The organism is Nocardioides sp. JQ2195 (assembly GCF_012272695.1).
GTDB lineage: Bacteria > Actinomycetota > Actinomycetes > Propionibacteriales > Nocardioidaceae > Nocardioides.
Genome location: NZ_CP050902.1, coordinates 2740875 through 2755242 on the forward strand (window position 1 = coordinate 2740875; position 14368 = coordinate 2755242).

14 protein-coding genes are annotated in these 14368 nt (G+C 69.4%); 9 read left to right on the plus strand and 5 right to left on the minus strand.

What is annotated here, in order from left to right; translation table 11 throughout:
• Position 1 precedes the first annotated feature (1 nt).
• Positions 2–1204, minus strand: a complete 1203-nt coding sequence (locus tag ncot_RS12925; RefSeq protein ID WP_168617981.1) for an acetyl-CoA C-acetyltransferase — start codon at positions 1202–1204, stop codon at positions 2–4.
• Positions 1205–1331: 127 nt separating this feature from the next.
• Between ncot_RS12925 and mce the strand changes: the two genes are divergently transcribed.
• From mce to ncot_RS12945, 4 genes are all read left to right on the plus strand, one after another.
• Entirely contained in the window at positions 1332–1784 is a 453-nt protein-coding gene (gene mce, locus ncot_RS12930) for a methylmalonyl-CoA epimerase (RefSeq protein WP_168617982.1), read from the plus strand.
• A 90-nt stretch (positions 1785–1874) separates the two neighbouring features.
• On the plus strand, positions 1875–3215 hold the full coding sequence (gene ccrA, locus ncot_RS12935; protein WP_168617983.1) for a crotonyl-CoA carboxylase/reductase: 1341 nt from the start codon (positions 1875–1877) through the stop codon (positions 3213–3215).
• A gap of 125 nt (positions 3216–3340) precedes the next feature.
• Positions 3341–4669, plus strand: coding sequence for a hypothetical protein (locus tag ncot_RS12940; protein WP_168617984.1), 1329 nt, complete (start codon positions 3341–3343; stop codon positions 4667–4669).
• Between the two features lie 8 nt (positions 4670–4677).
• Complete coding sequence (locus ncot_RS12945; RefSeq protein ID WP_168617985.1) at positions 4678–5892, plus strand: AI-2E family transporter; 1215 nt, start codon at positions 4678–4680, stop codon at positions 5890–5892.
• Positions 5893–5941: 49 nt separating this feature from the next.
• On the opposite strand, the gene ncot_RS12950 is transcribed toward ncot_RS12945, so the two are convergent.
• The gene (locus tag ncot_RS12950) at positions 5942–6922 is read right to left on the minus strand and encodes a DMT family transporter (RefSeq protein WP_168617986.1); all 981 of its coding nucleotides are present in this window, start codon (positions 6920–6922) and stop codon (positions 5942–5944) included.
• 39 nt (positions 6923–6961) lie between these two features.
• Between ncot_RS12950 and ncot_RS12955 the strand changes: the two genes are divergently transcribed.
• The gene (locus tag ncot_RS12955) at positions 6962–7501 is read left to right on the plus strand and encodes a CGNR zinc finger domain-containing protein (protein ID WP_168617987.1); all 540 of its coding nucleotides are present in this window, start codon (positions 6962–6964) and stop codon (positions 7499–7501) included.
• A gap of 95 nt (positions 7502–7596) precedes the next feature.
• Here ncot_RS12955 and ncot_RS12960 read toward each other — a convergent pair whose 3' ends face one another.
• Positions 7597–8394 (minus strand): alpha/beta fold hydrolase, encoded by a 798-nt coding sequence (locus ncot_RS12960; protein ID WP_168617988.1) that lies wholly within the window; start codon positions 8392–8394, stop codon positions 7597–7599.
• A 112-nt stretch (positions 8395–8506) separates the two neighbouring features.
• On the opposite strand from ncot_RS12960, the gene ncot_RS12965 reads away from it, so the two are divergent.
• The 4 genes from ncot_RS12965 (at position 8507) to ncot_RS12980 (ending at position 10964) form a co-directional block, all read left to right on the plus strand.
• A complete protein-coding gene (locus ncot_RS12965) occupies positions 8507–9118 on the plus strand; it encodes a hypothetical protein (protein ID WP_168617989.1) in 612 nt (203 codons plus the stop codon).
• 76 nt (positions 9119–9194) lie between these two features.
• Positions 9195–9803 (plus strand): hypothetical protein, encoded by a 609-nt coding sequence (locus ncot_RS12970; RefSeq protein WP_168617990.1) that lies wholly within the window; start codon positions 9195–9197, stop codon positions 9801–9803.
• Between the two features lie 91 nt (positions 9804–9894).
• Positions 9895–10497, plus strand: a complete 603-nt coding sequence (locus tag ncot_RS12975; RefSeq protein WP_168617991.1) for a DUF664 domain-containing protein — start codon at positions 9895–9897, stop codon at positions 10495–10497.
• Positions 10497–10964: a VOC family protein gene (locus tag ncot_RS12980; RefSeq protein ID WP_168617992.1), complete on the plus strand. Its 468-nt coding sequence runs from the start codon at positions 10497–10499 to the stop codon at positions 10962–10964. Before ncot_RS12975 ends, ncot_RS12980 begins: the two co-directional genes overlap by 1 nt.
• A 71-nt stretch (positions 10965–11035) precedes the next feature.
• Here ncot_RS12980 and ncot_RS12985 read toward each other — a convergent pair whose 3' ends face one another.
• Positions 11036–12868, minus strand: a complete 1833-nt coding sequence (locus ncot_RS12985; RefSeq protein WP_168617993.1) for a 3-hydroxybutyryl-CoA dehydrogenase — start codon at positions 12866–12868, stop codon at positions 11036–11038.
• Positions 12869–12950: 82 nt separating this feature from the next.
• Positions 12951–14180: a 3-hydroxyacyl-CoA dehydrogenase NAD-binding domain-containing protein gene (locus ncot_RS12990; protein ID WP_168617994.1), complete on the minus strand. Its 1230-nt coding sequence runs from the start codon at positions 14178–14180 to the stop codon at positions 12951–12953.
• Positions 14181–14368 lie beyond the last annotated feature (188 nt).

A 14368-nucleotide genomic window follows, 5' to 3' on the forward strand; every position in this document is an offset into this window, starting at 1 on the left:
ATCAGGCCTTCGCGGGGACCTTGACGATCAGGGCATCGCCCTGGCCGCCGCCGCCGCACAGGGCGGCCGCGCCGGTGCCACCGCCCCGACGCTGGAGCTCCAGCGCCAGGTGCAGCACGATGCGGGCACCCGACATGCCGACGGGGTGACCGATGGCGATGGCGCCACCGTTGACGTTGACCTTGTCCTGGTCGACGCCGAGCTGGCGGGCGGACTCGATGCCGACGGCGGCAAAGGCCTCGTTGAGCTCGAACAGGTCGATGTCGGAGACCGCGATGCCTTCCTTCTCGGCTGCCTTCGCGATGGCGTTGGCCGGCTGCAGCTGCAGCGTCGAGTCGGGGCCGGCGACCTGGCCGCTGGCACCGATCTCGGCGAGCCACTCGATGCCGAGCTCCTCGGCCTTGGCCTTGCTCATCACGACGACGGCGGCAGCACCGTCGGAGATCTGCGAGGACGAGCCGGCGGTGATCGTGCCGGACTTGTCGAAGGCGGGACGCAGGCCGCCCAGCGACTCGGCCGTGGTGTCGCCGCGGATGCCCTCGTCCTGGCTGACGATGACGTCGCCCTTGCGCGAGGAGATCGTGACCGGCACGACCTCGTCGTCGAAGACGCCGTTCTTCCAGGCAGTCGCGGCCAGCTGGTGGGAGCGCGCCGAGAACTCGTCCTGCTCCTCACGGCTGAGCTTGGTGCCGACCGCGTTGCACGACTCGGTCAGGTTGCCCATCGGCTGGTTCGTGAACTGGTCGTAGAGGGCGTCGTAGGCCATCGAGTCGACCAGCGACACGTCGCCGTACTTGAACCCCTCGCGGGACTTGGGCAGCACGTGGGGCGCGTTGGTCATCGACTCCATGCCGCCGGCGACCACGATGTCGTGCTCACCGGCACGGATCAGCTGGTCGGCCATCGCGATGGCGTTGATGCCGGAGAGGCACACCTTGTTGATGGTGATCGCAGGGACGTTCATCGGGATGCCGCCCTTGACTGCTGCCTGGCGTGCGGTGATCTGGCCGGCACCGGCCTGGATGACGTGGCCCATGATCACGTAGTCGACCTGGTCGCCGGCGACGCCGGACTTCTCCAGGGCGCCCTTGATGGCGACGCCACCGAGGTCGGCGGCGCTCAGGCTCTTGAGGCCACCGAGAAGGCGACCGACCGGGGTACGGGCCCCAGCGACGATGACGGATCCGCCGGACGTGGACGACATGGGGGTTCCTCCTGCAGTTTCACGAATGGAATGCTTTCGAGCCTAACCCCGCGGTCGTATCGAGCAACACGTGTCCCGGATGTGGACGTCATCACTCAGGTTCGGGCGGACGTTGGACGATGGGGCCATGACCGCACCTCTCGACATTCCTGAGCACCTGTTCACCGCCATCGACCACGTCGGCATCGCCGTCCCCGACCTCGATGTCGCCATGGCCTTCTACCGGGACGCGTTCGGCCTGACCGTCGTCCACGAGGAGATCAACGAGGAGCAGGGGGTCCGCGAGGCGATGGTCGCCGTCGGCGACTCGGACGCCCGCATCCAGCTGCTGGCTCCGCTCAACGCGGAGTCCACGATCGCGAAGTTCATCGAGCGCTCGGGCCCGGGCATCCAGCAGTTGGCCTACCGGGTCACCGATGTCGAGCAGGTCAGTGCCGTGCTCAAGGAGCGGGGCCTGCGCCTTCTCTACCCCGAGCCCAAGCGCGGCACGTCGAACTCGCGCGTCAACTTCATTCACCCCAAGGATGCCGGCGGGGTTCTCGTCGAGCTGGTCGAGCCGGCCGCGGACGGACACGCCTGAGACCTCCGTCTCATCCCCCACCACGGCCGGCTACCGGCCGGTACGTTGTGCCCAATCACCACGCAACTGAACTGATCAGGGAGTTCCTCCGTGCAGCAGATTCTTGACGCAATCCTCGCCGGCGACACCGCCTCCGAGGACTTCGCCAACCTCGACCTTCCCGAGTCCTACAAGGCCGTGACCGTCCACAAGGACGAGGTCGGCATGTTCGAGGGCCTCACCACCAAGGAGAAGGACCCTCGCAAGTCCCTCCACGTGGAGGACGTCGCCCTTCCCGAGCTCGGCCCCGGCGAGGCGTACGTCGCGGTGATGGCGTCGGCGATCAACTACAACACCGTGTGGACCTCGATCTTCGAGCCGGTCTCGACCTTCGGCTTCCTCGAGCGCTACGGCCGCCTCTCGCCGCTGACCAAGCGCCACGACCTGCCCTACCACGTGGTCGGCTCCGACCTGTCCGGCGTCGTGCTGAAGACCGGCCCCGGCGTGACCAAGTGGAACCCCGGTGACCGGGTGGTCGCGCACTGTCTCTCGGTGGAGATGGAGAGCGCCGACGGCTACAACGACGCGATGCTCGACCCCGAGCAGCGCATCTGGGGCTTCGAGACCAACTTCGGCGGCCTGGCCGAGATCGCGCTGGTCAAGTCCAACCAGCTGATGCCCAAGGCCGAGCACCTCACCTGGGAGGAAGCCGCCTCCCCCGGCCTGGTGAACTCCACGGCCTACCGTCAGCTCGTGTCCCGCAACGGTGGTGGGATGAAGCAGGGTGACAACGTGCTGATCTGGGGTGCCTCCGGCGGTCTCGGTGGTTTCGCCACGCAGTACGCGCTCAACGGTGGCGCGAACCCGATCTGTGTCGTCTCCAACGAGGAGAAGGCCGAGATCTGCCGGAAGATGGGCGCCGAGCTCATCATCAACCGCTCCGAGGAGCAGTGGCAGTTCTGGAACGACGAGGGCACCGAGCAGAACCCCAAGGAGTGGCTGCGCCTGGGCAAGAAGATCCGTGAGCTCACCGGTGGCGAGGACATCGACATCGTCTTCGAGCACCCCGGCCGCGAGACCTTCGGCGCCTCCGTGTTCGTGACCCGCAAGGGCGGGACCATCACCACCTGCGCGTCGACGACGGGGTACATGCACGAGTACGACAACCGCTACCTGTGGATGAACCTGAAGCGCATCGTCTCCTCGCACTTCGCCAACTACCGCGAGTCGTGGGAGGCCAACCGCCTCATCGCGCAGGGCAAGATCCACCCGACGCTGTCGCGCACCTACGCGCTCGACGAGGTCGGCCAGGCCACCCTCGACATGCACCAGAACAAGCACCAGGGCAAGGTCGGCGTGCTCGCCCTCGCCCCGGAGGCCGGGCTCGGGGTGCTCAACAACGAGCTGCGTGAGAAGCACATCGACCAGATCAACGCCTTCCGCGGCGTCTGACCTGACCCAAATCACACCCCGGTTCGCACAAGTTGTGCGAGCCGGGGTGTGTTTGTTTCGTCCATCCGCAACACTGGGTGATGCAACCGGGACGCACGTTCGAGAATTGACGAGGGAACACACAGATGAGTGACGACGGCCTGTCCATCTTCGATGAGGAACCGACCACTGGAGGAGGCACCAAGGGAGCTGACGACGCCACCCAGGTGATGCCCGCGGTCAAGGACGAACCCAAGCCGACCCGGGAACCCAGCTCCTCGGCCACGAAGCAGTCGCCGGCCGCGAGGCCGACCCGTCCCGCCGCCCAGTCCGCGGCCCAGCCCACGACTCGCCCCTCGACGCAGTCGCAGGGCCAGTCGACGGCCCGGCCCGCAGCCCCGGCCGCACCGTCCACCAACCACTCGGCCGCTGCCCCCGCGCCACGGGTCGCTGCCGCCTCCGCTCCGCGACCCGGCCAGCAGACCCAGCTGCCCACCCTGCCCGTCGTGCGACGCAACGGCTACGACAAGGACGCCGTCGACCGGTTGCTCTCGCAGCTGACCAACGAGAAGGCCGGGCTGGGCAACAGCCTGAGCGCCTCCGAGAAGCGCGTCATCGAGCTCGAGTCCGAGGCCGCCGACCTGCGCAAGCAGGTCGCCGAGGTGGAGACCCCGTCCTACGCCGGCCTCGGTGGCCGTGCCAACGAGCTGCTCCGCCTCGCCGAGGAGGAGGCCGAGGACATCCGGCTGCAGGCGGTCAGGGAGGCAACCGAGATCCGGGCCCAGGCGAGCAAGGACGCCAAGGCGATCCGCGCCGATGCCACCCGCGAGGCCGAGGACATGCGGGTGGTCCAGCTCAACGAGCTGGAGGAGCAGCGTGCCCGGCTGATCGCCGATGCCGAGCAGGAGCGCGCCCTGGCCCGCAACGAGGCCAACGACCTGCGCGCAGCAGCCAAGCGTGAGGCCGACCAGCTGCGCCTGGCTGCCGAGCAGGAGAGCAACGACGCGAAGGTCAGCGCTGCCCGTGAGGCCGAGAAGTCCCGGGCCGCCGCCGACCGCGAGGTCCAGGAGGCTCGCCGCACGCTCGCTGTCGAGAAGGAGCGCCTGGCCAAGGAAGCGGCTGACCACCACTCCAACGCCACCGCCGAGACCCGTCGCCTGGTCGAGGAGGCCGAGCAGCGCGCCGCCGCTGCCGAGGAACGTGCCACGGAGGCGATGGGCCAGGCCACCACCCACCGGCAGCAGGCCCAGTCCGAGTCCGACGCCCTGCTCACCCGTGCCCGCCGCGAGGCCGAGCAGATCGTCGCCTCGGCCCGCAGCCAGGCCGAGAGCCTCACGGCCTCGGGCCAGGCCGATGCTGACCGTGAGCTGGCCGCCGTCCGTGCCGAGGTCGACCGGATGACCAAGCGGCGTGACGCGATCACCGCACAGCTGGGTGCCCTGCGTGACGTGGTCGCCGGCTTCGGCGACGACTGAGCGAGCAGATGAGTGAGCGCGGTGGGCAGTCACCCGAGCCGAGCGTGGCGCCGTCGGCGGACGGCGCACTCGACGAGGCCGCCGACGATGCGGAACGCTCTGCCGGTGGGGCCGGCGATGGCACCGAGCACCCGGAGGAGGGCGTGGACTCGGCGCCCGACCACCACGACGACGGCCTCGGGCAGCCCGGGCCACCCATCAACCACTCGCCCTACTACATCGGCTTCTTCGGCGGCCTGGGTGCACTGACCGCATTCTGGTTGGGCCAGCAGGTCCTCTCGATCAGCGGCGTCCTGGTCCTGATCGTGGTCTCGATGTTCCTGGCCGCCGGGCTCAACCCGCTCGTCGAGTGGCTGATCCGACGTGGCCTCCCGCGCTCCGTCTCGGTGATCGCGGTCATCGTCCTCGTCCTCGGTGCCCTCGCCCTGTTCCTGTCGGCCATCGTGCCGGTGATCACCGAGCAGGTGGCAGCACTCACCAAGAACGCCCCCGGCTGGCTCGACATGCTGCTCGAGAACAAGCGGGTCCAGGAGTGGAACGCCGACTACGACCTGATCGGCAAGGCCAAGGAGTACATCGAGGACGGCGACCTTGCCCAGAAGGCGTTCGGCGGCGTGCTCGGCTTCGGGGTGGCCGTGCTCTCGGCACTGGCCAACACCTTCATCGTCGTGGTACTGACGCTCTACTTCCTGGCCTCGCTGCCCGCCACCAAGAAGGCGATCTACCAGCTCGCGCCGGCCTCCCGCCGCCCCCGCGTCACGGCGCTGGGTGACGAGGTGCTGCGTGGCATCGGCGGCTACGTCTCGGGCGCCTTCGTCGTGGCTGTCTGTGCCGGGCTCACCTCGCTGGTGTTCCTCTTCGTCGTCGGCCTCGGGGAGTACGCCGTCGCCCTGGCGTTCGTGGTGGCCCTGCTCGACGTCATCCCGATGATCGGCGCCACCATCGGCGCCGTGATCGTGACCCTGATCGGCTTTGCCACCGACCCCAAGATCGGGGTGGCCTGCCTGATCTTCTACGTGGTCTACCAGCAGGTCGAGAACTACGCGATCTACCCCAAGGTGATGTCACGCTCGGTGGACATCCCGGGTGCAGTGATCGTCATCGCGGCGCTCGTCGGCGGTGGCCTCATGGGCGTCCTCGGCGCCCTCATGGCCGTCCCGACCGCCGCCGCCATCCTGCTGCTGACCCGCGAGGTCTTCATCCGGCGCCAGGACCACCGCTGACCCCTGCCCCTTCCGGGTGCCGGGGCGAGCTTCGCGTCGCGCTCCGACCTCAGGCGGCGTGCACGGCGTCGCCGGCGTTCGGGAAGTCGGGCGCGCGGGGCTCCCCCAGCTTGACGATGACCACGCCCGCCAGCAGGAAGACCCCGCCGACCAGCTGGATCCAGCGAGGCAGCTCGTCCAGCAGCAGCCACGCGAAACCGAGTGCCGCGACCACCTCGGTCAGCGCGACGAACGACGCCAGCCGTGACCCCAGGCGGCGCCCGGCCGCGATGCCGGTGGTGTAGGCCAGCGCCGCGGTCACCAGGCCCAGCAGCACGAGCGGGACCCACCACGTGACGCGCGCCCCGGCGTACGCCGCGTCGGTGGTCGACGCCGCCATCGGGACCAGTCGGAGCAGGCCGGCCACACCGAGGACGACGGTGCCGACCGTGAGGCCCCCGGCGGCCAGCACGAGCGGCGGCAGGCCGTTGTCCTCGTCCGCGGAGAGCACGAAGTAGGTCGCGGCCCCGACCATCGCGCCCAGCGCCCACAGCACGCCGACCACGCTGAGGGAGGCGCCGGAGACGATGTCGAGCACCAGGAGCAGGCCCACTGCGGCGACCAGCGCTCCGAGCAGCGTGAGCCGCCCCGGGGTGTGGCCGTGCCTCAACCACATCCAGACCACGACCGCCACCGGTGCGGTGTACTCGATCAGCAGCGCCACACCGACCTGCATGTGGGCCACCGCGTAGAAGTAGCAGAGCTGGCACCCGGCGACCGCCACCACACCGTACGCCGTGATCAGGAACGTGTTGCGGCGCACGAGGGCCCAGCGACCGCGCAGCACGACCAGGGCCGGGACGAGCAGGACCAGTGCAGCGAGGCCGATGCGCACGGTCACCGCGGCCCCGGCCGACCAGCCGGAGTCGAGCAGACCCCGCGCGAGCGAGCCGGAGAGGCCGAAGGAGGCGGCGGAGGCGAGGGCGAAGATCAGGCCCGAGCCGGTCCGCGACGACGACACCACCGCCGCGTCATGTGTCACTGTCGTCATGACAGATGACACTACGAGTCCGCCATGTAAGGTGTCAACATGTCATTCACTCATGACACCGAGCTGTCGCTCCAGGCTGCGGTCGCCCTCGTGAACAGCGCTGTCGACGCCGACACCATGACGACGATCGATGAAGCAGACGCGTTCTGGAGCACGTGGGACTACACGGGTCGCCGCGACCGCACCGGCGCCGAGCTGCAGGCCGTCCGCGAGCTCCGGCCCGTCCTGCGCACCCTGCTCACCAGCGAGCGCGATCGGACGGTCGAGCTGGTCAACGCGCACCTCGCCGACGCGCGGGCCCTCCCCCAGCTCGTCCGGCACGACGAGTGGGACTGGCACCTGCACGCCACCTCGCCCGAGCAGCCGTGGGCCACCAGGATCCTGGTGGAGACGGCGATGGCGATGATCGACGTGATCCGCGGCGACGAGCTGTCCCGCATGGGGATCTGTGCCGACACCGACTGCGAGGGTCTCGTGCTCGACCTCTCTCGCAACCGGTCCCGCCGGTTCTGCTCCACCGCCTGCACCAATCGCGCCGCCGTGGCCGCCTATCGTGCCCGCCGGGCCGACACTCCCTGACTCACCCGGCCTGATCCCGACGCGCGCGCCGATGGTCCCTCACGTGGCGCAGCTGACGCCGTCCGGCTCGGATGGGAGGCATTGGGGCCCTCGGGTCAGGGCGCAGCGAGGAACCGCTCCAGCACCTGCTGGAAGACCTCGGGCTGTTGCGAGTGCACCCAGTGGCCCGCCTTCTTGATGGTGATCCGCGACGTCCGCGGGAACCAGCGCACCATCGCCTCCGCGTGGTCGTCGGTGATGTAGGCCGACTCGGTGCCCGCGATCCACAGCACCTTGCCGTCGTACGCCGGCACGCCCTCGAGCTGGTCCTCGGGCCAACGCCCCAGGACGGCGTTCTCGTGGCCGAGGAGCTCGAGGTTGGGTTGCCAGCGCCAGCCCGCGTCGTCGTGGCGCAGGTTCTGCAGCAGGAAGCTGCGCACCGTGCGGTTCGGCACCGCCTCGAACAATGCTGCGTCCGCGTCCGAGCGGCGCTGCAGCGCGTCGAGGTCCATCGCCTGCATCGCCTTGATGTAGCCGGCGAACTCACTGGTGCTCGGGTAGGTCACGGGCGCGATGTCGACCACGACGAGTCGCTCGACCAGGTCGGGGTGGCGCAGGGCGAGGACCATCGCGATCTTGCCGCCCATCGAGTGTCCGACCAGGCGGACCGGGTCGTCGGCGGAGAAGAGCTCGGCCAGCTGGTCGGCGAACGCGATGTAGTCGAGGTGCTCGGTCCAGCCCGAGCGGCCGTGGTTGGGCATGTCGACCAGCGTCACCCGATGGTTGCCGGCCAGCTGCTTGGCGGCATGCGTCCAGTTCTTGCCCTGGCCGAAGAGGCCGTGGAAGAACACCACGCGTGGGCCGGCGTCACCCAGCTCGGTCAGGTGGAGGTCGCTGGAGGTCACGTCCGACATTGTGCCTGTTGCTCCCGGCGCGCCGGGCGTGGGTAGGGTGAGCGACGCCTCGGCGTGGCCCCTGCTCAGGCCCTCGCCCAGGGCCGACACCGATCAACTCCCGGGAGCCTGCATGCGCCGATCGATCCGCACCCTCGTCGCCGGCAGCGCCTGCGCGGTCCTCATCACCGCCTGCGGCACGGACGAGGCGGACGACGGCGGCACGGCCGATGCCTGGCGGCCGGATCCGGCCGTGCCCACCGAGGTCGGCCCGGACGGGTTCACCCCGCCGGACGCGGTGCTCTCCCCCGGCGACACCGCCTCAGTGCCGTGGCTCAAGGAGGGGAGCTTCGACGCCCCGGACGTGACCGGAGCCCTCGAGGTGACCGTCACTGACGACCCCATCGCGGGCTCGATGGACGACCTGCCCACGGACAGCCCCTTCGCAGATGAGCGGGAGGGGACGCCCTACTACGTCACGTTCACGGTCAAGAACGTCGGGAAGACCTCCCTCGAGGGCCTCCTCGTCCGCCTGACCGGCGTCGACGTCGAGGGCGCCGATCTGGACTCCTCGGCCTTGTCCGAGCTGGCCGAGTGCCCCGGCGGGATTCCGCTGAGCTTTGCTCCCGGGGAGTCGGCGACGGCCTGCTCGGTGGTCTTCGTCGAGGACGCCGCGCTTGCCGCCGTGGGCTATGAGGGGGCCGCCGACTACGAGGACGACCCGGCGCTGTGGGACCTCACCTGACCTGCATCCGCCCCTCGTCCGACTCCCGCCGGTCATTCACTGGCGGCGGCCCCCCCGGGTCCGGCACAGTGGACGGATGACCGAGTCCGCAGCCGACTGGCACGCCCGAGTCCATGCCCGCCTGGCCAGTGACGGCCCCCGCGAGGCCCCCTGGACCTCCTGGCCGACGTGGCCCTTCGAGGAGGACACCCTCACACCCCGTCCACTCGAGCCACTCGGTGACGAGCAGCCCCGACGTGGAGCAGGCGGGATCGACTGCGAGCAGTGCTCGCGCAGCGACGACCCGTCCTACATCTTCTGGCGCGACGACCTGATGATGCTGGGCGCGCCGTTCGAGCCGACATCACTCCCGTTCGTCGCGTTCCCGATGCCCCGTCGCCACGGCGACCTGAGCGACCTGACACCCGACGAGGCGGCCCGGATGGGGCAGCTGACGGTGGCCGTCGAGCGGGCCGCGTGCGAGGTGCTCGACATACCACGGCTCCAGGTCTTCCGGTGGGGCGACGGCACGGAACACCTGCACTGGTGGCTGATGGCCCGACCGACCGGCACCAACCAGCTCCGCGGCACCTTCCTGCCCCTGTGGGACGACCTGCTGCCCATGCGTGAGCAGTCCGCTCTGCGCGCGGACCTCGACGCGGTCGCCGTACGCCTGGTCGACCTGGCGGGTGGCGAGACTCCCTGAGCCACGATCGATCGTGCGTCGCCTGCGATGGCAGACAGTTCCTGACCGCAATCTGCGAGAGGCTCAGGGCACACCAACGAGAGGACACACCATGCCCGCCCAGGCTCCCCCGGTCGTCGACGAACGTGACGGCCTCCGCGCCTATGTCATCCAGCAGCAGGACGCCTACCGCGCCGTGATCCACGGGTTGACGGACGAGGAGGCTGGCCTGACGCCGACCCGCAGCTCGCTCAGCGTCGGAGCCCTCGTCAAGCACGCCACGCACAACCAGCTGGTGTGGGGTGCCACCGTGCTGGCTGCGCCAGCACTGGCCGTCGACGACCGACCGCTGGAGGAGCAGCACGCCGAGCGCGAGCGGATGATCACCTGGCTCGAGGACGACACCGTGGACGCCGTGCTCAGCGCCTTCGACGAGGCCAGTGCCCGGGTCCTCGACGCGATCGCCACCATCGACCTGGACACCCCGGTGCCGGTGCCGCCCGCACCGTGGAACCCGCCGGACGTCGAGTCGTGGTCGGTTCGTTGGGTGTGGTTGCACCTGATCGAGGAGCTGGCCCGCCACTCCGGTCACGCCGACATCATTCGTGAGTCCATCGACGGCGCCACCATGTTCGAGCTGATCGCCGGCCGCGAGGGCTGGCCCGAGACGCCGTGGATCAAGCCGTGGCGCCGCGCCGAGGCACAGGAGGCGTGATGGGCGACGTTCGCCAGGTGCAGATCACCTTCGACTGCGCCGACCCGGAGGCGCTGAGCCGCTTCTGGGCGGCCACGCTGGGCTACACCAACCCCGGACCACCGGGACAGGAGACGAGCGACGGCCAGGACGTCTTCGGTGCCTGGCACTCCTTCCTGGCGTCCGTCGGCGTCCCCGAGGACCAGTGGAACTCCGCCTCCGCGGCCCAGGACCCCGACGGTGTCGGCCCGCGGCTGTTCTTCCAACGCGTGCCCGAGGGCAAGTCCGCGAAGAACCGCGTGCACCTCGACGTACGCGCCGCTCCGGGGCTCGAGGGCGACCAGCGGATGGCGGCCCTCGAGGCCGAGTGCGAGCGCCTGGTCGCGCTCGGCGCCACGCGTGGCGAGCGGTTCGAGCCCGCTCCCCCGATGAGCGCCGGCTTCATCGTGATGGCCGATCCCGAGGGCAACGAGTTCTGCCTCGACTGAGCGATAGTCCCTAACGTCTCGCAGGTGAATCCGGCCGACCGCCTGCGTGAGGTTAGGGACTATCGGGGGAATCAACGGGAGGAGTAGTCGCGGAAGCCGCGCTTGGTCTTGCGGCCGAGGTAGCCCGCGGTGACCAGGTGCTCCAGCAACGGGGCCGGTGCGAAGCCGGGCTCACGGAACTCGAGGTAGAGCTCCCTCTGGATCGCCAGGGAGACGTCGTTGCCGACGACGTCGAGCAGCTCGAACGGTCCCATCGGCAGGGCACAGCCCTGCTTCATCGCGGTGTCGATGTCGTCGGCCGTGGCGTAGTGGGCCTCGAGCATCCGCACCGCGTCGTTGAGGTAGGGGAACAACAGCGCGTTCACGATGAAGCCGGCCCGGTCGCCGCACGAGACCGCGACCTTGCCGACCCTGTCGCACAGCGCGCGCGTGGTCTCGGCCACGTCGTCGGAGGTGGCGACGGTGCTGACCACCTCGACCAGCTTCATGATCGCGGCGGGGTTGAAGAAGTGCATCCCGATTACGTCCTGCGGACGCGAGGTCGCCTTGGCCATCGCGATGATCGGCAGCGACGACGTGGTGGTGGCCAGGATCGCCCCCCTGCCCGCGTTGCCGTCCCGGCAGATCTCGTCGAGGTTCTCGAAGAGCGTGGTCTTGATCGACAGGTCCTCCGCGATCGCCTCCACCACGATGTCGACGCCCGCGAGGTCGTCGAGCGAGGTCGATCCGGTCAACCGGCCGAGGACCTCGGCCTTGGCCGACTCCTCCATCTTCCCGCGCTGGATCGCCTTGTCGAGCGAGCGCTCGATGGTGGCGCGGACGCCGTCGACCTTGCCCTGCGAGCGACCGACACAGATGACGTCGTACCCGCTCTTGGCGAAGACCTCGACGATGCCGGAGGCCATCGTGCCGGTGCCGACCACGCCCACCTGCTTGATGTCGTGGCGCAGCTGCGGGGCCGTGTCGGCCGACGGGGTCGTCGCGTCGGGGACGACCTTGGAGCTGTCGGGCCCCTCGTAGGTGTAGAAACCGCGACCGGTCTTGCGGCCGAGCATTCCGGCAGTGACCATCTGCTTGAGGATCGGCGCCGGCGCGTGCAGCCGATCACGGCCCTGCTTGTACATCGTGTCGAGGATCTCGTACGCCGTGTCGAGGCCGATCAGGTCGAGCAGCGCCAGTGGCCCCATCGGGTAGCCACAACCGAACCGCATGGCGGCGTCGATGTCCTCACGTGAGGCGTACTTGCCCTCGAAGAACGACACCGCGTGGTTGAGGTAGCCGAACAGCAGGGTGTTGGCGATGAAGCCGGCCTTGTCGCCGCAGACGACCGGGTTCTTGCCGACCTGCTCCACCAGGGCCTTGACCCGCTCGAGCACGTCGGCCTCGGTGACGACGGTGCGCACGATCTCGACCAGGTTCTGCACCGGCGCCGGGTTGAAGAAGTGGACGCCGACGACGCGACCGGGCCGGGAGTTGGCGGTGGAGATCTCGGTGACCGACAACGACGAGGTGTTGGTGGCGAGGATCGCGTCGGGGGAAACGATCGTGTCGAGCTGGGCGAAGATCGACTTCTTCACCTCCAACGACTCCACCACGGCCTCGACCACGAAGCCGGCGGGCGCCAGGTCGTCCATCGAGGTGCCGAGGGAGATGCGACCCAGGAGCGCCGTCGCCTCATCCTCGGAGAGCTTGCCGCGGGCCACCGCTCGAGCAGTGGAGTGCTCGAGGTGCTGACGCCCGCGAGCGACGCCCTCCTCGTCCTGGTCGACGCCGAGGACGGTGAACCCGTTGCGGGCGAACACCTCGGCGATCCCGGCACCCATGGTGCCGAGGCCGATCACCCCGATCGTGGTGATCTCGGGCGAGGCAGCATCAGGAAGGGACTCGGGCGCTGAGGTCGTCATGCGACCGATGATCGCACGATTCGCTCAGCGCCCGAGCTGCTCCCTCTGGCAGACCGCCCACCCGAGGAGCGGCGTGGTTCGATCAGCTGTAGTCGTGGAAGCCCCGACCGGTCTTGCGGCCGAGGTGGCCGTCGGCGACGACCTTCTCGAGACCGGTGGCCGGAGTGAAGCCGGGCTCCTTGAACTCAGCGAAGAGCTCCTGCTGGATGGCCAGGGACACGTCGTTGCCGACCACGTCGAGCAGCGCGAACGGACCCATCGGGAAACCGGCCTGCTCCTTGATCGCGGCGTCGACGGCCTCGATGTCGCCGCGGCGCTCGTCGACGAGCTTGACGGCGTCGTTCAGGTAGGGGAACAGCAGAGCGTTCACGATGAAGCCCGCGCGGTCGCCACAGGAGACGGCGACCTTGCCCACCTTCGCGGTGAGGGCACGCACGGTCTCGTCGACCTCGGGGTCGGTCAGCTCGGTGGTGACCACCTCGACCAGCTTCATGATCGCGGCCGGGTTGAAGAAGTGCATCCCGATGACGGCGCCGGGACGGCCGGTCGCACCGGCCAGGTCGGTGATCGGCAGCGACGAGGTCGTCGTGCTCAGGATCGCGCCCTGCTTGCAGATGCGGTCGAGGTCACGGAAGAGCTCGGTCTTGATGGCCAGGTCCTCCGCGATCGCCTCCACCACGATGTCGACGTCGGCCAGGTCCTCACGCGAGGTGGCGCCGGTCAGCCGCGCCAGCACCTCTGCCTTGCCGGCCTCGTCGAGCTTGCCGCGCGAGACTGCCTTGTCCAGCGACGTGGTGATCGCCGCGACCACGGCGTCGGTCTTCTCGGTCGAGCGACCGACGACCACCACGTCGTAGCCGGCCTTGGCGAAGACCTCGACGATCCCCGAGGCCATCGTGCCGGTCCCGACCACACCGACCTTGGCAATCTCGTGGCGCAGCTGGGGAGCACTGTCGGCCGACGGGGTCTCCTCGTCACCGACGACGGCGCCGCCGGCGTAGGTGTAGAAGCCGCGGCCCGCGGCTGCCCCGAGGCGACCGTCCGCGACGAGCTTCTCGAGCAGGTCGGCCGGCTTGTGCAGGTTGTCGCCGGTCTCGGCGTAGCGAGCGGCGAGCGCATCGCGGACGACGTCGAGGCCGAGCTCGTCGAGCACGGTCAACGGACCCTTGGCGTAGCCACAGCCGAAGCGCATGGCCGCGTCGATGTCCGCACGGGTCGCGTACGACGTCTCGTACATCCGAACGGCGTGGTTGAGATACGGGAGGACGAGCTCATCGTGGATCTGCTCGTTCGTGGCTGCGGTGTCAGTCATGCCGAAATGCTGACACGTGTCCTACCGGTCAGTAATGAGCGTTCAGTCCGTGATACGCCGGCCATGCCCACCCGGCGGCACCACGATCTGCTCCAGGTGCGCGGCGCCGCCCTCCTCCAGGACGTGCGCGAATCCGACGACCGGATCCCCGGCCGCCAACAGCAATCCGGTCGCGCCGCCCGTTCCTC